This window comes from Mycoplasma todarodis (assembly GCF_965212735.1).
In the GTDB taxonomy this organism is placed as follows: domain Bacteria; phylum Bacillota_I; class Bacilli_A; order Mycoplasmatales; family Metamycoplasmataceae; genus Mycoplasma_K; species Mycoplasma_K todarodis_A.
Map to the genome: position 1 here is coordinate 1 of NZ_CBDBYJ010000001.1, position 21,377 is coordinate 21,377.

The 21,377-nt window shown below is 32.0% G+C and carries 13 protein-coding genes and 2 tRNA genes; 13 read left to right on the top strand and 2 right to left on the bottom strand.

The genetic code is table 4. From position 1 onward, the window contains the following. Nucleotides 1-1,016: 1,016 nt before the first annotated feature. From ACOMC1_RS00005 to ACOMC1_RS00025, 5 genes are all read left to right on the top strand, one after another. Nucleotides 1,017-3,818 carry a P68 family surface lipoprotein gene (locus tag ACOMC1_RS00005; RefSeq protein ID WP_420330612.1) on the top strand — a complete coding sequence of 934 codons (2,802 nt, stop codon included), beginning with the start codon at nt 1,017-1,019 and terminating at the stop codon, nt 3,816-3,818. Beyond that, a complete protein-coding gene (locus tag ACOMC1_RS00010; RefSeq protein WP_420330613.1) occupies nt 3,818-5,590 on the top strand; it encodes an ATP-binding cassette domain-containing protein in 1,773 nt (590 codons plus the stop codon). Before ACOMC1_RS00005 ends, ACOMC1_RS00010 begins: the two co-directional genes overlap by 1 nt. Further along, a complete protein-coding gene (locus tag ACOMC1_RS00015; RefSeq protein ID WP_420330614.1) occupies nt 5,590-6,603 on the top strand; it encodes a carbohydrate ABC transporter permease in 1,014 nt (337 codons plus the stop codon). Before ACOMC1_RS00010 ends, ACOMC1_RS00015 begins: the two co-directional genes overlap by 1 nt. Next, a complete protein-coding gene (locus ACOMC1_RS00020) occupies nt 6,551-7,492 on the top strand; it encodes a carbohydrate ABC transporter permease (RefSeq protein WP_420330615.1) in 942 nt (313 codons plus the stop codon). Before ACOMC1_RS00015 ends, ACOMC1_RS00020 begins: the two co-directional genes overlap by 53 nt. 65 nt (nt 7,493-7,557) lie before the next feature. Further along, on the top strand, nt 7,558-10,146 hold the full coding sequence (locus tag ACOMC1_RS00025; protein WP_420330616.1) for an MnuA family membrane nuclease: 2,589 nt from the start codon (nt 7,558-7,560) through the stop codon (nt 10,144-10,146). A 422-nt stretch (nt 10,147-10,568) separates the two neighbouring features. Here ACOMC1_RS00025 and ACOMC1_RS00030 read toward each other — a convergent pair whose 3' ends face one another. After that, a complete protein-coding gene (locus ACOMC1_RS00030) occupies nt 10,569-12,050 on the bottom strand; it encodes a hypothetical protein (protein WP_420330617.1) in 1,482 nt (493 codons plus the stop codon). Nucleotides 12,051-12,164: 114 nt separating this feature from the next. Here ACOMC1_RS00030 and ACOMC1_RS00035 point away from each other — a divergent pair. Together ACOMC1_RS00035 and ACOMC1_RS00040 are read left to right on the top strand one after the other, a co-directional pair. Further along, nucleotides 12,165-12,239, top strand: a tRNA-Cys gene (locus ACOMC1_RS00035). Between the two features lie 4 nt (nt 12,240-12,243). Beyond that, nucleotides 12,244-12,320, top strand: a tRNA-Arg gene (locus ACOMC1_RS00040). A 55-nt stretch (nt 12,321-12,375) separates the two neighbouring features. Here the strand turns inward: ACOMC1_RS00040 and ACOMC1_RS00045 are convergent. Further along, nucleotides 12,376-12,828, bottom strand: a complete 453-nt coding sequence (locus tag ACOMC1_RS00045) for a deoxycytidylate deaminase (protein ID WP_420330618.1) — start codon at nt 12,826-12,828, stop codon at nt 12,376-12,378. Nucleotides 12,829-12,935: 107 nt separating this feature from the next. On the opposite strand from ACOMC1_RS00045, the gene ACOMC1_RS00050 reads away from it, so the two are divergent. The 6 genes from ACOMC1_RS00050 to ACOMC1_RS00075 all read left to right on the top strand — a co-directional run bounded on the left by ACOMC1_RS00050 (nt 12,936) and on the right by ACOMC1_RS00075 (nt 21,322). Beyond that, nucleotides 12,936-14,324: an MATE family efflux transporter gene (locus ACOMC1_RS00050; RefSeq protein WP_420330619.1), complete on the top strand. Its 1,389-nt coding sequence runs from the start codon at nt 12,936-12,938 to the stop codon at nt 14,322-14,324. A 54-nt stretch (nt 14,325-14,378) separates the two neighbouring features. Then, entirely contained in the window at nt 14,379-15,059 is a 681-nt protein-coding gene (locus ACOMC1_RS00055; RefSeq protein WP_420330620.1) for a pseudouridine synthase, read from the top strand. Nucleotides 15,060-15,271: 212 nt separating this feature from the next. After that, complete coding sequence (gyrB, locus tag ACOMC1_RS00060) at nt 15,272-17,170, top strand: DNA topoisomerase (ATP-hydrolyzing) subunit B (protein WP_420330621.1); 1,899 nt, start codon at nt 15,272-15,274, stop codon at nt 17,168-17,170. A gap of 22 nt (nt 17,171-17,192) precedes the next feature. After that, nucleotides 17,193-17,837, top strand: a complete 645-nt coding sequence (locus ACOMC1_RS00065; protein WP_420330622.1) for a hypothetical protein — start codon at nt 17,193-17,195, stop codon at nt 17,835-17,837. Between the two features lie 36 nt (nt 17,838-17,873). Further along, complete coding sequence (gyrA, locus tag ACOMC1_RS00070; RefSeq protein ID WP_420330623.1) at nt 17,874-20,546, top strand: DNA gyrase subunit A; 2,673 nt, start codon at nt 17,874-17,876, stop codon at nt 20,544-20,546. Between the two features lie 146 nt (nt 20,547-20,692). Further along, nucleotides 20,693-21,322: an MscL family protein gene (locus ACOMC1_RS00075; RefSeq protein ID WP_420330624.1), complete on the top strand. Its 630-nt coding sequence runs from the start codon at nt 20,693-20,695 to the stop codon at nt 21,320-21,322. Nucleotides 21,323-21,377: the final 55 nt, after the last annotated feature.

The window sequence follows — 21,377 nt, forward strand, 5'->3', positions numbered from 1 at the left end:
AAAAGCAATNGATGGTCATACAATCACAAACCAAGGTAAANANAAAGTTTCTGATATTGCGAAAGACATCGATAAAGCCGCATCAGTTAAAGATAAATTAGATATCCTTAAAAACCACGGTGTTGATATACCAGAATCAAAAAATGGAACAACAGTTACTGGTGTTACTGTAACTGCAAAACCAGATGGAACATTAAAAATTGAAGTAACCACAAATACTCCAAACGCAACAAAAGCAGATCAACCTACATCAGGAACAGCAACTGGTAAATCGGATGCTGAGATTAATCAAATGGATAATATTGATTGATTTAAAAAACTATTTGAAAACGCTAGATTAATCCACCAAGGTAATAGAACTACCGCAAAAGTGGCTAAATCAATGAATAAAGGCTCACTAACTGATAAGATCAAAGCTATTGAAACAGAAACAGGTATTAAAGTTCCGACAACAGTTAATGGAACAAAAATAACAAGCATTCAAATAACAAAGAAAGCAGATGGTGTTATTAGAGTTGCTATAACCACAGAAACTCCTGGTGCACCAAAAGCACAAATAACATTTGATGTTGAAATTAATGGAAAGAAAAAAAGTAAAGTTAATAGCAAAGTTGTTCAACCAGCTAAGAAAACTCCAAAAAAACCAAAAAGAATTAAAGCGCACAAAAATGCAAGTGTAAAAAGTAAAGATGATAATAAAAAGCCAATGAAAACTATTTTAGCGGTATTATCTGGTTTAGGTGGGGGAATCGTAGCAGCCGTTGCACTCTTATTAGCTAAGAAATTCAAGAAATAGAATGAATACGAAACGAACCTATTTTAGGTTTGTTTTTTTTAAAAAATCATTTTTTACGCCCTTTATAAATGACAAAAAAGGTTTGAAATTAAAACCATTTTCAAGAGGGGTGTTCTTTAAAAAAACGTGGAATACTTGACTTTTTTAATGTTATTTTTAAATAACATATGCTATTACTTTTATTTTCTAAAAATAGTTATTAGTAACTATAATTGAATATATGAAAAGTAAATTTAAAAAATTAGTAGCAAGCTTTGCAGTTATGGGTTCAATAGCAGCGCCAGTCACTCTGTTGGTGGCGTGTTCTTCATTATTAGGTTCTAATGGAGCATATGATTCGATAGATGATAATAAGATTGTTATCCAAACAACTTGATCAGCTAGTGGGTCAGCGATAGATGCCTTAGAAGAAACTGTAGCTAAATATAATGAATCACAAAAATACACAACAGGATATATTCCTGTTGTTGTTGAGCATGTTGAAGGTGGTTATGGAACAATTCCTTCACAAGCGATTACTAAAATTCAATCACATGATACAAGAACTTTACCAAACCTATACATTGATTACCCGTCAGCAGTAGGGCAAATAGTTCCTTATAAAATGGCTTTCGACATGGGGGATATTGTTAAAAGAGAATGATTTGTTGACCAATTTGTTAAAGTTAACGACAAAATAGCTGGAATAAAACCAGGTAAACTATTTTCAGCACCTCTTTCAAAATCCACAGAAGCTTTAATTGTTGATAAACCATTAATGAAATATATATTCCAACAATTAAAAGATAATGGAGCAACCATAAAACAAACTTCTGGTTCAACAATTGAAAAAATAATGAATTCACCTTCAAATGATGAGTCTGCAATTAAATCACAATGAGGTGGCGTGAAATCAAGCATGAAAAACAAAGCTCATGCTATTGAAATAAATGATGATATTTTCACTTCTTATAAAGGTCTTTTTGAATTTGTAACGGAAGCTCAAAAATTCTTTGAAGCTCCTCAAAAACCCAATTTACTAGGATTAGATTCTCCATCAAATACAATATATGAATTATCAACACTATTAACTCAAAACCAAGATAAAGATTTCTTATTTACAAAGAATAAAAAAACTGGTTATGTTGATTTTAACTTTTTAGAAAAAGGTAAAAAACAAGCAAAAGTGTTCAAGGATTCTTATTCATATATCAAAAAAGCAATTGACACTAATTCTATTTGAATTGGTGGAGGTGGTGCTTATGGATCAACTAGACTTCAAAAGCATAAAATGGCCATTTCAATTTCTTCATCAGCAGGTTTAGATAAAGCTTACTCAAGAAAACCATCAAATTCAGAACTAGGTAAAGATGAAACAATGTTCTTATCTCCTATTAATAAATTGCAAAATTTCACTTCTCCAGCACCTTACGACCTTAATGGTAAAACAATTGATTTAAATAATGTTAGTGCAACCGTTGCACAAGGTCCATCATTCAATTCAATACATACCAATAAAAGAGAAGATGAAGGCGCAAAAGCCTTCTTAAAATGATTCTACACTGCAAAAGATTCTCAATCAAAAATGCAAGATGAACACAGCAATGAAAAAATGATACCTTCAGATTTCTTCGCACAGAAATCTTCATACATTGTTCCGCTTAAAGGTGCCTTTGATGCTAACTCAACAATCGGGAAGAAAGTTAGTGGTATGGATTATGATAAATTACCAGGGACATTACTTGGTGTAAAAGCTTCATTTGATGCTATTAATAGAGAAATTAAAGCTGTTGAACAACACCCTGAAACATCAGGTGTGGTTGACTTACCAGTTGATAACATGTCAGGATCAATCAGAAAAGTAATTGATTCAAATATACTTGCATCAAATAACTCGAAAAATAATGGAGCAAGTTCGTATAATGAACAGACTTTATGAGGTAATGTTCATAGACAAGCAATCATTGACCAAATAATTCCTGATGATGGTACACTGTCAACAAAATTCCATTACCCAAATATGATGAACAGAAACTTCTCAGATATTAATTGAGAGAAATTCTCATACGTAGATGCAAAAATTGCTAGTTGAATTGATGGAGATACTCCAAAGGTTATTGTAACTGGTACATCTGGCGCAGATGCGGTTAAATCAATTAAACCAGGTGATGAATTGAGTATTCGTATCCAAGGTATAGATACTCCTGAAGCACACGTTAAAATGGGTGAATTAAAATATCAAGATGCAGAAGGTAAAATGGTTGGTTTTACAGATGCTCAAATGGAAAAATTGATTAATAAATACAAAGCACAAAACAAACCTTTAGCTGTTTATTCTCATGGTCATTACAACGAACTTTCAATGGATAAAGATTCAAAATATACATACTGAAAAAATATATATGTAGACATTCAAACTGATGATAATGGGAATGCCTATGATCCTATTGAAAAAGATTCTGGACACCCTAATTCAACTTACAACTTAAGAAATGTAATGATTGAAGTTGCAAAAGGGAAGGAAGTTAAATTAGTTACAGATGAAGCTAAAAAAGAAGGATACTGAGGATTAAAAGCTGGGCAGTTTGCTAGACAACAAATGCCAGCAGGTACAAAAATAAGAATTGCAACAGATGGTAGAAAATCATACAACCGTGTTGTTGGTTCAATATTCTATGGCCCAAATGTTTCTAAGAACTGATCTGTAGAAATTCTTAAGAAGGGACTAACATTACCTTTCTTATCAAATCCAGCAGCAGTATTAGATGAAACATCAATACTTTATCATAATGGACTTGCAATTGCTGATGCATTTAACTATGCATTGGACAATAAATTAGGTTTATTTGATCCTGTAAATGGAAGAACACTTCAAGAACACCTTAAAAATACATTGGTAATTCATGGTGCAACAGATTTCGCACCCCTTATTAAATATGGTCCAAACAAACCAGTTGGATTACCAACAGATATTTATCAATACATTCAAACAAGAAGAGACAATAGAGCTCTTTATAGAGACCCAAGTGAAAGGATTAGATAATGGCAACATCAAAAACAACACAAATTAGAGTTAAAAAAGAAGTAGTGCAGTTTGCTAAAAAACACTACGAGGAAAAGAAAACCATACCAGCCATAGAAATTAAAAACCTTGTAATTGATTTCGGTGAATCAGTTGCAGTTAATAATGTTTCATGATCAATTCCACAAGGTGAATTAATCACTCTACTTGGACCTTCTGGATGTGGTAAAACTACAACACTTAATGCTATAGCGGGTTTATTAACACCAACATCTGGTCAAATTCTTTTCAACGGTAAAGATGTTACTAAATTATCTCCAAAAGAAAGAAATTTAGGGTTAGTCTTCCAAAACTATGCATTATATCCACACATGACAGTTTTCAAAAATATTGCTTTCCCGTTAGAAAATGATAAAGATTGAAAAAATGGTGTTAAAAAGAAAAACAAAATTTCAAAACTTAAAAACGATATGGTTTTATTCAAAGCCAACGGAGCTACAAAAAAAGAATTAGAAACTTATGAAGGGAAATTCTTTGATTATTATGATGTTGTTAGAGAAACAAGAAGTTTCTATGACACAACAGAAAGAGAAATATACACAAAACTAAGGGAATTAAAATCTGAATATGATTTTATTGGTCCTAAAGCAGATGCATTAATCTCAAAACTTGCGAAAGAAACTTTATTAAAACTTTCAAAACTAAGTGATGCCAAGAAAGATAAAGAAATCACAAAAGCAGAATATAAAACTTCTGTAAAAGAACTTGAAATTGAACATAAAGAAGCTGAAAAAGCAATTAAAGACGCTTCAAAAACACAAAGACAAGAATTAAAAACAGAAATTCAAGTTGAACAAGAAAACATCAAAAATAATCCTAAATTAAGCGATCTAGCATTAGCAAAAGAAAACATTAAAACACTTCCAAAAGTTTCTCTTGAAGATTTTGAAAGCTTTAAAAAAGAAATGTTTGAAAAATATGGTGATGAAAGTAAATTAACTGAAAAAGATAAAACTGAAATTGAAGAGAATAAAAAAACAATTCTTTCAATTAGAGAAGCTATCTTTAAAGAAGTTATGGCTGTTTCTGAAAAAGTTGACATCATTAAAAACCTTAAGAAAAAACCTACTAAACTTTCTGGGGGTCAACAACAACGTGTTGCAATTGCAAGGGCTATTGTAAGAAAACCAAAAGTTTTACTTATGGATGAACCTTTATCAAACCTTGATGCTAAATTAAGAATTTCAACAAGAGAATGAATTAAAAGAATTCAACAAGAATTAAATATAACAACTATTTTCGTGACTCATGATCAAGAAGAAGCGATGGCTATTTCTGACAAAGTAATTCTGATGGATGTTGGTAATCTGCAACAAATAGGATCTCCAATGGAGTTATATGACAAGCCAAAAAATGAATTCGTAGCAAAATTCCTGGGTATGCCAGAGATGAAAGTCTTTAAAGCAAATGTTAATAAAGATGGAGAAGTTGAATTCGAGAAAAAAACTCTTGGAAAACTTGAGTCGATTAAAAATACAGAAGTTCATTTTGGAGCTAGAGCTGAACACTTAATTGAAGTTAAAACTGGTGGTTTTGTTGGAGAAATCACACACGTTGACTATCTTGGAAGAGAAACTTTAGCAACAATTCAATATACTGAAGAAGATACGTTTAAAATGTTCCTATCTAAAAAAGATGTATATAAAGTTGGGGAAAAAGTTCACTTTAATTTCCCTAAAAACAAAACATACGTTTTCAATACTGAAGATGGCGAAAGAGTAGGTATTATCTAATGTTCTTTAAAAACAAATTAAAAGAAAGGGCAATGGAAAAACCAATAGATTTAGCAACAGTTAATAAAAAAACTCCATGATGGAAACCACTTTTATTAATGCTACCTGCATTAATCATAGTAATCTTATTTACTGTTATTCCATTTTTAGCTGCAGCAACAGACGCTTTTCAAGCACCAGCTGATAAGCACAAACCGTTAGAGAGGGTTGCAAGTCTTGATCAATTCAAATTCATGATGAGAGACCCTGCGTTCCATGATGCACTTTACAATTCATTGATGTACGCCTTAATATCAATTCCAATTATTATGATTCTTTCATTAGTGATTTCTGCAGCAGTTTCAAACGTTATTAGAAAAAGGTTAAGAGGTTTTTGACAAACATTATTCTTTTTACCTTATGTAACCTCAGCAATCGCTATTGGTTTAGCATTTGCATACTTATTTGATGCAGACACTGGATTACTGAATAAAATAACAGGACATAGAGTTCCTTGATTGACTGATCCGAATGGTCATTCAGCTCTTGGAGCGATGTTAATTTATGGAGTTTGAAGAGGTATTGCATTTAATGTATTAATATTCACATCAGCAATGCTAAGTGTTGATAAAAAATTATACAAGGCAGCTTCTATTGATGGAGCTTCACCAATCAAACAATTCTTTTCAATCACTTTACCATCTATTTCAAAAACAACAACATTCCTGCTTACCATGGGGATAATTGGCGCCATTAAAGTATTTCCTTTGGCACTATTCAAAAATGATGCTCAAGCAGCACTAGATAATAAGGGTTCCACACTTCTTATTTATATCTATGCCAAGCTTCAAGTTTCGCATAATTACATGCTTGCCGGAGCAGCTTCTGTAACACTGCTTATAATATCAATAATATTCTCCGCGTCTATACGTGGTGGAGTATCTATGGTTGTAAAAGCCATAACAAACATAAGGGAGAAACATGTTGAAAATAAAATTAAAAACTCAACAAAAATTAAGAACCGCAAAAGTTAAAAAGAATGCTGAAAACGTTGGTTCACAAGTTAGAACACAATCAATTATTTGAATCATTGTTTCGAACTTAATGAAAGTTTTCGCATTAGTTTTCTTTGGGGCTTTAATACTATTTCCGTTTTACTACATGATTGCAACTTCATTGATGACAAATGCAGAAGCAACAGATGCAGTTACAACGCATTTAGCGCCCGAGAAACCACAATGAGGTAACTTTGTTGATGCCTTTGCTGACGGTTATTGAATGGCGATATTATATTCATTCTTAATAGCCTCAATAACCATAATGGTTAAACTGGTTATTACGATTTTACTGGGTTATGCTTTTTCAATTAAAAAGTATAGAGGTAAAAAAATAGTTTGAGGTTTCTTCTTGTCATTAATGATGCTTCCAGAAGTTGCATTATTATCTGGTCAATATCAAATGATTGTTAGATTAGGATGATACTATGGAACAAATATCTTATTAGGATTATTCATTCCATTTGTTGCATCTGTATTTTCAGCAGTAATGTTTAAAAATGCATTTGAAGCAATTCCAGATCGTACAAAAGAAGCAGCTATGATTGATGGAGCAGGAAACGTTGGATACTTCTTTAAAGTTGCTTTACCAATGATTAAACCAACAACTTTAACAGTTATAATCCTAACTGCATTTGCTTCTTGAAACTCATATATGTGACCAGCATTATTACTACAAGGAAAAGATATACAAACTATCCCAACTTGAGTATTTACAACTGGTAAAGATTCGAATGGACAATTACTAATTCCAATTAGAATGGCGGGAACAACACTAGCCATTCTACCTATGTTACTTGTTTACTTTGTATTTAGAGGTAGAATTATGAAAGCTATTTCTAGACAAGGATCAGCGATTAAGGGATAAAAAAGCCGAGTGGCTTTTTTTATATAAATATTTATAATATTTATATTTTGGTTTATAATTTTCTTATGAAAATGATTTGAAAAGGGATAGGTATAACTTTAGGAGTAGGAGTAGTTGCCAGTGGTGTGACTGCTTTTGTACTACTCAACAAAAAAGAAGATATCAATACTGCCCCAGCAAATCAAGATATGTATCCCGTTAAAGGTTTTGAACCAGTAGCACCTATGAGTATAAATCTTAAAGATGTTAGAATTGCAAACTGAAACTTAAAAAACTTCATGGGTAATCACAACAGGGTTCAAGCAATGGCACAAATAATTGCCAACCAACAAATTTCATTACTTGGAGCTGAGGAAGTGGATAAAGCTTCTGCGCTTCATGATTTAGCAAAAGAACTAAACAGAATAACTCAATCAAATGCTTGAAGAGTAGTTGCCTCTAAATTAGCCAAAGATGGAAAAGATGGTTCTAAAACAATTCCAATGGGTGGAGTAGGAACATGAGAATATTATGGATTTTTATACAATTCAAAAGTAATGAATCCTAAAAAGTTCGAAGGTTCAAACAATAACATTGGTGAACTATACAACAACCCATATGAAGAAAATAACTATTTAGCAAATATGAAGGAAGCTGCTACAAATACAAAATCAGCTTATACAAGACCTCCATTTGGTGCGCAATTTGAAACTTCTAATGGTAAAGACTTTACGGCTGTAATTGCACACTTTGATTCTCCTAAAGCTGGTAAAGCTCATGTTGGTCATGCTGTTGAAAAAAATAAATCTTCAGGTGTTAGTGAAAAAACTTTTGAAGGTTCTATTTCTTCAAAAGATAATAAATATGAAACAACCATGGGTACGCAAGAATTATTTGAAGCTGAACACACTAAAGATGTTATGGATTATTTCAAAACTATAAATGGTGGTGATGAAGATATGATTTTCATGGGTGATACTAACATACCGTTAACAAAGAGTGGTATTTCTCCTTTTGAGAATCTAATGAATGCGGGATATAGAAAATTATTTGATCCAACTTCTCCAAATTCAAAAACATCAATGTCAATGTTTGCAAAAACAAATGACAAACTTTACTCAAATCCTTATGACAAAATTTTCACAAACTCAGAAATGATTGTTGGCGAAGGTAAAAGATTCGAAATGAGCAATGCTTGAACTCAAGAGAACAAAAAGTTATTTAAATTTTATAAATCTGGTGATTTAACTAGAATCTCAGATCATACAATGGTTTATGCTTCAATGGATACTACTAAGAAAGAAAAAGGTCATTCAAAAAGTAAGGTTGTTAAAGAATTACCTAAAACAGAGGTTGATATTAATAATGCCTCTTATTATGATCTTGTAACTCGTTTTGGTTTTTCTGAATCAGAAGCTATGAAAGTTCTGTACCACAGAGTTTTAGGTAAGGGTATTAAAGGTGATAAAGCTCTTGGTGAAATACTTGATTATCACGTAAAAGGCGGAAAACTATTTAATAGAGTTGAAGATTTATCGAAGAGATACAATATAAAAGTTACTTACGGAACTTTAAACAACAACACAAATAAAGAAATGATTAGAAACGCAAATGATTATAAAAATGGCTTAGGTCATGAAATCACTATTGAAAAAATAGATGTAAACACCTTAACTTACAAGGAGTTAATGAAAAAAGTAACTGAAGGCGTTATTTCACGTTCAACAGTTGAGAATATAATGAAGATGAGATCTAAAGGTGAAGCTATAGACGCTCCTGAAAAAATACCTAGTACATATCCTGTTTCATCTGCTGAATCTAATTTAATGAAATTTGGAAGTGCATCTAAAAAAATTGAAAATCCACTAGATTTAAATCATGCCTCTGCAAAATTGATGCTTGAAAATTTAGTTGGACCAACATATAAATTATCCCCTTATCATGTGTATGCAATTATTGCTTACAGAACAAGAAATGGTGGTATTCATGGTTTTGGAGATCTATCAAAAGCTGTTGGTAGTTATACAGCGAAAGCTTTAGGTTATAACGTGGACTATAAAGGTACACTTGTAGAAGATAAGAATTTCAAAGATAAAATAGATATCAACACTCTCAACAAAGCTGATTTTATTAAATATTTTGGAACATATCACGGACTTGGAGAAAAGATATATAACTTTATATACAATAAGGCTCTAAAAGATAGCAAACATATAGGGTTGACTTCATTAGATGAATTAGCTAAAGCGGATTACACATATAAATATTGAAAAGATCAAATTGGAATGTTATTCAAAGTTGGAACAGATACTACATTTAAAGATGCTGCAAACGCTTCTAAAAATACAATAAAGAAATATACATTTAATGAACTGAAAACAGAAGCTGCAAAAGTTGGTGTGTCAGCTACTAAATATGTCTCAAAAGATTTCTCTTCTAAAAAGGTGGAATTGAAAGTGTTTGCAAAATTTATCGCAGATCACTTAAGTCCAGTGGAAAGCAGTAATGCAGAAGCACAATATCACTTGAAATATGCATCAACATTCTTTAAACACTTTATTATCGCCTTAAATAATGCCACAACTATTCAGGAGTGAGATAAAGTAAAATCAAACCTTAAATATACAACGCATCATGCTATGGATGTACTTGAATTATTTAAACCAACAAAATAAAAACACTGGAATTCATCCTGTGTTTTTTTATGTCTTTTCAAGACTTGCTTTTATACCAAAGTGTTTTGATATTGTTGTCTTATTTAAAAGCTTAAATCTTGCTTCTAATGGCTATTCCCATTAAATACATAAATGTAATTGGAATATAAATAACGATTGCGATAGAAGTTAGGGGATTCACCCAACATGTAGCCAACATTGCAATTAAAGAAATGGTTAATGTTGCAAAAAGGCGATCTATTCAAACTAACTTCATTTTTAGAAAGGTTAGAACTGTCAATAAAGACGTGAAAACTCCTAATGAAACCCAAAGGATACCTATATATTTTGCATGCTGAAATGAGTTTAAAATATTTGCTATCATTAACCCACCAATAACCAGTTGTAAGGTTGACATTATTATTGAACATATTATGATTTTTTTATGCATTGATTATCCTATCTATTTCCGAGTGTTCGCCTTTAATTCTTTTGGCAATTAGTTTCCCTAATTTCAATAATATTCCCAATGCTAAAGGAGCTATTGTTGTTCATTGTAAACTGGAGAATAATGCTTTTGGTATAAAGTATGATTTAATGAATGTTGCTGTTAACGGAGAGAAGAATAAAAGGGTTGAAATAACACCGATTAAAATTAAGAATTTTTCAATATCTCATTGTTTTTTTCATTTGAAAGAAATGGCTAAATAAATTATCCCAAATGCAATTGCTATTCAATAGAGAACATACATTACTGTAGCAACCGTTTCAGAAGAACTCAAAGTATTTAAATAAGAGGTTTCTATCTTGAAACCGAATCATCAATCTGGCTCAGATTTTGATATTCAAATTGAAAATGAAACTATTACAAAAATAACAAATAACATTGGTACTCATCATCTTCTAAATTTGTAAATAAAGTTATCCATTGGTTCTTCAAAATTCTTGTTTCTTAATCATAGGAATAACCCACCAATAACAACAGCAACCACCATACCTATTGTTGAACCGATGTTTGTGAATCTATGAAGGATTGTTGCAAACATGAATCCAATGAATGTTAATGTGAAAAGAATTAAAAGTGTTGGTTTTGGTTTTTCTTTATAAATATATATACCAATAAATATACACATGTATGTTGAATATAATCAAAGTGCAGATCAATCAAAAGTTAGTAGCGTAAAACCTGTTGCTCCAGTTAATAACATATAACGAACTCTAGGTGTTCTGAATAACTCTCAGGACACAATCAACATTATTATTGAGGTTATAATAAACCCTATAACGTTGGAGTGGAATCCAAATACATTTGTAGATCTAAGAACAATAATACTTAAGATAAACATTGCTAACCCGAAAGCTATGAATCTTATTTTCTTTAGGGAAATTTTTAATAAAGAAAGTACTGTAGTGATAGAAATGGTAGAAACCATTATGGATTGCATTCATCAGACTTGGTAATCACCATTTAATTTAAATAATCCAATAATTACAGAATTGAACATATATCAAGAGTTATAAACCCTTGCATCTTTTCAAGGTTCGAACTTTGTTGAACCACCATATTTACGAAGGTATACATTGTAAGCTCTATCAAGATGAAAAGGGTAATCATTTTGGTCTTTAATAAGCGTGATAATGGCTGGAGCAATTGTTAATATAATTACCGAAATAAATATCAAAAACAATTTCTTTCAATCAAAATTAAGTTTTATATATTTTCTATGTAATCAAATAAGTACAAAAATAGCTAAATCTTTTAATGCTTCAAACACGATGAATACAACACCGGGTAAGTGAAGGATGATTAATGGGGTATATGTAATGATAGTTGCAGTACTAAAGAGTATAAACCCGATGGGCACTGACATATAGGGGTTTGTGTCGAATGCTTTATACTTAGTTTGGATTATTTTACCTGTCATAAAAAACATACAAATGAAGGTTGGAATTATTAAGAAGCTCATTAAAATTGAATAAATCATAATTTAATTATAAATGATTAAATATTCTATGTATAATATATAAGAAATTATCTTGGCACCATAGCCAAACGGCTAAGGCATGGGTCTGCAACACCCTGATTACGGGTTCGAATCCCGTTGGTGCCTCCAAAATGCGCTTGTAGCTCAGCTGGATAGAGCGTCTGGTTACGGCCCAGAAGGTCAGGGGTTCGACTCCTCTCAAGCGCGCCATATCAATGAAAATTGACGAAAAAGACAAAAATAAAATCACTATGAGTGATTTTTTTTATTTAATTATTACTTCTCCAGCGCTGATTTGTTTCATTTCTACACCACAAGAAGAAAGAATCTTCTCTGAGATATTAACTTCTAAAGTTCCTTTGTATTTGTTATCTTCGAATACAACTTTTTTTATTCCTGATTGAGCAATCATTTTTGCACAATCATTACATGGGAATAAAGATACATATATAGTTGAACCTTTTAAGTTCTTGATGGCATTAAGTATTGCATTAGCTTCAGCGTGGATAACGTATTTATATTTGTTGTCATCACCTTCTCTTGTTCATGGAAATTTGTCATCTATACCCTTAGGCATTCCATTGTAACCCATACCAATAATGATGTTATCTTCATTAATAATACATGCTCCCACTTGTGTGTTTGGGTCCTTTGATCTTTTAGCAGCTAGCTTAGCCATTGACATAAAGTATTCGTCTCAATTTAGTATTTTGTTCATATTCACATTATAACTTAATTGTTTAATGAAAAATACCTAATAAACGAATGTGAAGAAAACATTTTATTTTAAAAAAATATTCACGTTTCAATGTATCATTTATTAATATGAACTCAGCAACAGAAACTAAAATAAATAAAAAGAAATTTTGAAAGAAATCTCTTAAAATAATAATCCCAATTGTTTTATCGCAAATGTTGATAATCTCTGTTGGATTTGTCGATAACTTTATGATTACAGGATACGATGAAGCTCAACATCATTTAACGGCTGTTGGTGCTGGTGCCGAGATGTGATTTGCAACATCAAGTATATACATTGCGATCGGAATTTTGTTTAGTATTTTCTATGCTCAATTTAATGCAAAGGAAAATAAAAATAACTTCAAACAGGCATTTAAAATTAATATATATTTTACCTTTGTAATTTCTATATTTGTTTCAATACTTATGCTTGTATTAGCTCCTCAATTAATGAGTCTATTCTTCCTGAGTGATACACCTGCAGATGCATCAATTGCTAAAGACCTATCAATTACATATTTTAGGATACTTGCTTCAGCTAACATTTTTGCTTCAGTGGCCTTTTTACTATTGAATCCACTTGTTACTATTGGTAAGACAAAATACTTATTAATTGTTTCTGCCGTTTCATTAGTCACAAACGCTATCTTTGATTACATCTTTATATACCCATTAGATTTAGGTGCTACTGGAGCATCAATTTCAACAGCTATTTCATTCTTTGTTGAGATGGTTCTGGCATTTTATTTCTTTTATAAAAATAAACATATATTCAAGGGCATGGGAAACCTATTTAAGATAGATAAAAAGATATTAAAAATGTTTTTAAAACGTTCGTGAATGATTTTAACTTTCTCTTTAATGAGTTGGTCACTTGTAGCTATGACAATAGTGTGAGCAAACATGTTTGGATCAGAGTTGATAAAATCAATGTCAATTGCATATGCCGTTTCCTCAATAATGTTTACTATTTTCCCTGCAATAAATCAATCCATTAAAATAATAATAGGTAAAGAATTAGGTAAAGGTAATTTCACTTTGGCAAAACATTATTCAAAAATCTTAATCCTTCCCATTTTGGTGATAACCTTAATTATTTCTATAATAGGATTCTCGCTTGCATTTATACTTCCAATTCTTTTAATTAAAGATCCTGAATATCAAGATTATGCAAGATGAATGATTATAGTTTATTCAATAGCTATATTCTCATTCGTCGCTAATAGTTATTACACTGGAATGCTAGAAGCTGGTGGTAAACAACTTCAGGTGGCATTCCTTAACTACTTTTCACAAATATGAGCTGTTTTACCAATTGCAATAATTTGTGGTCCGTATGTATTGGGATATGACTTTAAAATAACCTTCATTTGTTCTCAAGCTGTAATGTTCATTGTGGCTGGAATATCATTTGTAATTTATAGTCGTTTTAAATGAATGACAAACCTAAATGATCATAAAGATTTACAATAAAAACAATAACACCCAACACACAATGTGAGGGTGTTATTTTGCTATAATGTTTATATGAAATTAAGACTAGATAAATACCTTGCGAATCAAGGTGTGGGAACAAGAAGTCAAGTTAAACTTTTTATAAAATCAAAAAGAGTTTTTGTTAATGGAATTCCCCAACAAGACATAGGATTTAAAATTGATCCTGAAAATGATGAAATTGAATTTAATCACCAAAAAATTGAATTCAAAGAACATGTTTATATTGCACTAAACAAACCAAAGGATTTTGTATGTGCGAATAAGGATAATTTACACCAAACAGTATTTGACATTGTGGATACATATAAACACAGAAATTTATTTGTTGTGGGAAGATTGGATAAGGATACAACTGGACTTGTTATTTTAACTGATGATGGTAAGTGAGCACATGAATTAAAATCACCAAAATCCAATACTGAAAAAGAGTATTTTGTTACCTTAAAAAACGATGTGAAACCGGAAGACGTTGTTGCCTTTAAAGGTCCTATGCATTTAGATGAAAAATTATTAAAACCAGCACTAATTAAAAACATCGAAAAAAATAAATGTAATGTAATTATTTCAGAAGGGAAATTCCACCAAGTTAAAAGAATGTTCCACAAAGTAAATAATGAAGTTTTAGAACTGCACAGAACTAGAATAAAAGATATTAAACTTCAAGATTTTGACCTAAAAATAGGTGAATTCACTGAATTCAATCCTAAATAGCATTCTTAATCCCTCGTTATTAACATTTAAAGCACTAAATAAGCACTTTTTTAAACTAATTAAAGTACTTTAACTGCAAAAAAATAAAAGAGCCTGAGGTGCTCTTTTTTAACTTCATTTTTTGAGTGATATGGTATAATTATATAGTATATATAATAGCGAAATGTGCGATTTTCAAAAGTGTATACGCCAAAATAAAAATAGGAGGAAAAATGGCAGAATATTCAGCAAGTAATATTCAGGTCTTAGAAGGTTTAGAAGCCGTTCGTAAAAGACCCGGAATGTACATTGGTTCCACAGGAAATAAAGGACTACATCACCTTGTATGAGAAATAGTCGATAACTCAATCGATGAGGCTATGGCTGGTTTCGCTTCACAAGTAGAAATCAAGATTACAAAAGACGGATCAATCGAAGTCACAGATGATGGTCGTGGTATTCCCGTTGCCAAACACCCTAAAACGGGAAAATCAACAGTAGAGACAGTTCTTACAGTTCTACATGCTGGTGGGAAGTTCGACTCAGATACATATAAAGTTTCTGGGGGACTACACGGAGTTGGTGCTTCAGTAGTTAATGCTCTTTCAGACAAGCTAGAAGTTTGAGTTTCAAGAGAAGGGAAAGTTTGATACCAAGAGTACTTAAACGGAGGTAAACCACAAGGTGAGTTAACTCCAATTGAAGATACAGAAGTAACAGGAACAAAAATTAAGTTCCACCCAGATAATGAAGTTATGGAAACAATTGAATTCCATTTCGATTTAATCAATGATAGAGCAAGACAAATTGCTTATCTAAACAAAGGTCTAAGAATCTCAGTTGAAGATGAAAGATCAGGACAAAGAAAGGACTATCACTTTGAAGGTGGAATTCTACAATATGTTGAAGAATTAAACAAATCAAAAGAAGTTCTTAATACAGATGTTATTTATGCAGAAAACCAAGTTGATGGAATCATCGTTGAAGTTGCAATGCAATACAACACAGGATACCAATCAAATATTGTTTCTTATGCAAATAATATTGCAACAGTTGAACACGGAACACACGAGCAAGGATTCTCAGATGCGCTTACACGTATCTTTAACCAATATGCTGGTGAAAACAAATTATTCAAAACTGAAAAAGAGAAATTAACACGTGATGATGTTAAAGAAGGTTTAACAGCAGTTATTTCCGTTAAACACCCAGACCCAATTTTTGAAGGTCAAACAAAAGGTAAACTAGGAAATACAGATGCTCGTAAAGCAACAAACAAAGCACTTTCAATTTCTCTTGAAAGATTCTTAGCAGAAAACCCAGGTCAAGCGAAAACAATCGTTGAAAAATCTCTATTAGCTCAAAGAGCAAGATTTGCAGCAGCAAATGCTAGAGAAGCTACACGTAGAAAATCAGTATTTGATATCGCTTCACTTCCAGGAAAATTATCAGATTGTTCATCAAAAGATGCATCGCAATCAGAAATTTATATTGTCGAGGGTGATTCAGCTGGTGGATCAGCAAAAATGGGTAGAGATAGAGAAACACAAGCTATCTTACCTCTACGGGGTAAAGTAATCAATACTGAAAAAGCGAGAATTGATAAAGTATTCGCTAATGAAGAAATTGGTTCATTAATTACTGCCTTAGGAACAGGTATTGGTGAAGAGTTTGATTTAAACAAACTAAGATATCACAAAATTGTTATCATGACCGATGCCGATGTCGATGGTGCTCACATTAGAACATTACTATTGACATTCTTCTACAGATATTTAAGAAAATTAGTGGAGTATGGATTTGTGTATATTGCACAACCACCTCTATACAAAATTTCTCACGGTAAAGTTGCGAGATATGCATATACTGACTCTGAGAAAGAAACTTACTTAGCAACTCTTGACGAAGCTACACGTTACACAATTCAACGTTACAAAGGGCTTGGAGAGATGGATGCTGAACAATTATGAGATACAACAATGGATCCAGAACAAAGAAAGATGCTTCAAGTTCAAGTATCTGACCTAGCAACTGCAGACCTTACATTCTCAACACTTATGGGTGATGACGTAGCACCTCGTCGTGATTTCATTAATGAAAACGCAAAATACGTTAAAAATATAGATTTATAAAATCAAAACAAAAGGAGAATATATGAACGCAAAAACAAAATCAATAATTAATATAGTTGTTGCTTCATTGGGTGTTCTTGCCTTTATTCTATTTATAATTGCAGTTGTAAAAACAATGGGTTTTTTCGAAAACAATGCATTTATTATGGAAACTGGTAAAGATGGCTCAATTAAAGATGTTTCACCAGAAGCATGAAAAGTTATACATGACGGTGGAAAGATTAAAGGTGCAGGAGCTGAATGAACTGGTATTAAAACTGGTACTGAAGTAGAACAAGTTGCCGCATTCAAGGATTGATTAGCACATAATGTTAAAGATATAGCTAAAGTCCTTAAAAAAGGTGATTTAAAACCTTATCAAATCGATGGATTGGTACTTCAAAATGGTGAATACCAAGGTACAGTAGGAATTTTAGAAATTTTCTTAATTGCATTTAACTCATCAACAGTTTCAGCATTATTTAAAGCTATGATTGTGATTTCATTAATTTCATGAATTGCAGGTATTGTTACTTCAATTCTTGTTAAGAAAGAAAGAAAATCACTTGGAATCGTTAGTGGTGGAGCAAACGTTGTGTTTGCCATCGTAAGAGTTACAGCAATCCCATTCTTAGTAACATCAATAATGTCACACATCGCAATTACAAAAGCACTTAAAAACAAATAAAAACAAAAGAAGAATTAAAAAGTAAAGGAGACTTAAATGTTCATTAATGACGACGAAGAAGACAAAAAATACGAAGTTCATGAAGAAGAAGTAAAAACTGTCTTTGATGAAGAAAAATCAGAGTCTAAAGGTAAAAAACAAAAAGAAATAGTAGAAGTAACTTCTCAAGTAATTGAAGAAGCTACTGATTCACTAACACCAATTTACATTTCTACAGAGATGAGAACATCATTCTTAGAATATGCAATGTCAGTTATTGTTTCTCGTGCTTTACCAGATGCTCGTGATGGTCTAAAACCAGTTCATAGACGTATTATTTACGCTATGTCAGAACTTGGATTAGAATCTTCAAAACCACACAAAAAATCTGCACGTATTGTCGGGGAAGTTCTTGGTAAGTACCACCCACATGGTGATACGGCAGCATACGAAGCAATGGTTCGTATGGCACAAGATTTCTCAATGAGATATCCACTAGTTGATGGTCACGGTAACTTCGGTTCTGTTGATGGTGATTCAGCTGCGGCTATGAGATATACAGAAGCAAGAATGTCAAAAATTTCTTCACTTCTTGTATCAGGAATTAAAAAAGATACAGTTAACTTTGTAGATAACTATGATGGTTCAGAAAGAGAACCTGAAGTATTACCTGCAAGATTCCCTAACCTACTAATTACAGGGGCTACAGGTATCGCTGTTGGTATGGCAACAAACATACCACCTCACAACCTTACTGAGGTTATAAATGGTGTTATTGCATTAGCAAGAAACCCAGAGATTACAATTGAAGAACTAAATGAATACATCACAGGTCCTGACTTCCCAACGGCTGCAACAATCCTTGGAAATGCAGGTATTAGAAAAGCTTATAAAACAGGTAATGGATCAATAACTATTCGTTCAGTTTCAAGAATTGAAGAAATGAAAAATGGTAAAGCAAGAATAATATTCACTGAACTACCATTCATGGTTAACAAGGCTAGATTAATTGAAAAAATTGCTCACCTTGTTAAAGATAAACACATTGAAGGTATTACTGATTTACGTGATGAATCTTCAAGAAAAGGTATTAGAGTTGTTGTTGAATTAAGAAGAGATGTAGTTCCTGAAGTAGTTCTAAACAAACTATTTAAACTAACACCACTTCAAACAAACTTTGGTATCAATATGCTTGCTCTAGTTAAGGGTGAACCAAAAATTCTTAACCTTAAATTAGCATTAAGCACTTATTTAGAACACCAAATTGAAGTTGTTACAAGAAGAACACAATTTGAATTAGAAAAAGCAGAAGCAAGAGCACACGTTCTTGAGGGATTACAAATCGCTCTTGATAACATTGATGCAATAATCACAATGATTAGATCATCAAAAAATGATGCTGAAGCACAAGCTAAAATGATGGAAGCGTTTAGTCTTTCAGAAATTCAAGCGAAAGCTATTACTGATATGAGACTTGGACGTCTTACAGGACTTGCTCGTGAAAAAATGCAAGCTGAGCTTGATGAATTACACGAACAAATTGCTTACCACAAAAATATCCTAAACAACCGTGAAGCACTTATTGACTTAATCGTTGATGAACTTAACGTTGTTAGAGATAAATTTGGAGATGACAGAAGAACAGAGATTCTTGAAGGTGCATTTGGAAACATCGATGATGAAGACCTAATCCCAAGAAAAGATATTGCTATTACAATGTCATCAAGAGGATATGTAAAACGTATTCCATTAGAAGAATATAAAGCTCAAAATCGTGGTGGAGTTGGTACAAAATCAATGACTACATACGAAGATGATAATGTTGAATCAATTCTTGTTGCTACAACACATACTGACTTATTAATATTCTCTACAAAAGGTAAAGTTTACAGAATTAGGGCACACCAAATACCTGAACTTTCTAAACAAGCAAAAGGTATTCCATTCGTAAACATTATTGGTATTGATAAAAAAGAGAAAGTTGTTTCAATGCTTACTCTTGATAACTATGACGAAGGACAATTCCTACTAACAGTTACAAAAAATGGTGTTGTTAAGAAAACTGACATCAAAGAATACGAAAGAATTAACAAAAACGGAAAAATCGCACTTGGACTTAAAGAAAATGACGAACTTGTTAAAGCAATGATCGTTAAAGATGATACAGAAATCATTATTGGTGCAGCACATGGTAAAGTTGTTAGATTCCCAGCTACTGAAGTTAGAAAAATGGGTAGAACAGCTAGTGGTGTTAAAGGTATTGATCTTTCTGGAGAAGCTAAAACAGAAGTTGTTGGAGCATCATCATCACTTGAAGGAGATAAAATTCTTTCAATCGGTAAAGATGGATTTGGTAAAATGACTAACATCGAAGAATATAGAGCTACAAAACGTGGAGCTAAAGGTGTTAAATCAATCAATGTATCTAAAGCCGGAAAACTTGTTTCATTACGTGTAGTAACTGGTGATGAAGACATGATGGTTGTTACAAAACAAGGGATTACTATTAGACTTGATCTTTCTCAAGTTGCAATCTCTTCAAGAGCAACTAAAGGTGTTAAAGTTATTAAACTAAATGATAAAAACACAATTAAATCAATCGCTATTATTAAAACTAAAGAAATTGAAGAGCAAGTTGAACAAGCAATAATCAAAACTCAAGAAATTTCATTAGCAGAACTTAAAAAAACACAATCAGAAGATAATGAAAAATCTGAAGACAACGAATAATTAAGTTATAAAAACGACAACAAATGTTGGCGTTTTTTTATTTGCTTTCTTAATGCAAATTGAGTGATGGGTGCTTTTTAAGGTATTAATACTATTTCATAGTATATTTTCCTTGCTTTTCTCTCTAAATGTTGTAAAATTACTTTATGTTTAAAAAATCATGAAAAGATACAAAAAAAGTAGTGTCACGTGGAAACATGTTTATGCTTGCTATTGGTATGTTATTAGGAACAGCATTTGGTCTAGTTGTTAAATCACTAGCTAATGATGTTATTATGGGTGCCATCGCCAAAGCCTTTGGATACAAAGGTGTTGCTTACATGTCTGCGGGAACAAGTAAATGAGCTACAGTTAGAGTTTTAGATTCTTCAGCACAAGGATTCCACTTCGAACACGGACTTCCTTTAAATGGTGTTATGTATGGTAAATTCCTTGCAGCACTTATCGGATTTGTTGTTGTTTCATTCTTTATTATTGTTGCGTTAATGACTGTTTACTTAATCATTAACTATAGACATAGAAATGATCCAGCACCAGCTGCTGCTGCACCAACAGTGGATGAACAAATTCTAGAAGAACTTAAAAAACTAAACTCATCAAAAACTACTTCAAAAGTAAAAGAAGAAAAATCAGTAGAAGAAAAAGCTCCAGCTAAAAAGGTAACCAAAAAAGCTCCAGCTAAAAAAACTGCTACTAAAAAAACAACTGCCAAAAAAGCTCCAGCTAAAAAAGCTCCAGCCAAAAAAACAGTTGCTAAAAAAACAACTAAGAAATAATTTTTTCTAGTTATCGAAAATAAAACGCTATTGGTGTTTTATTTTTTTCATCCAA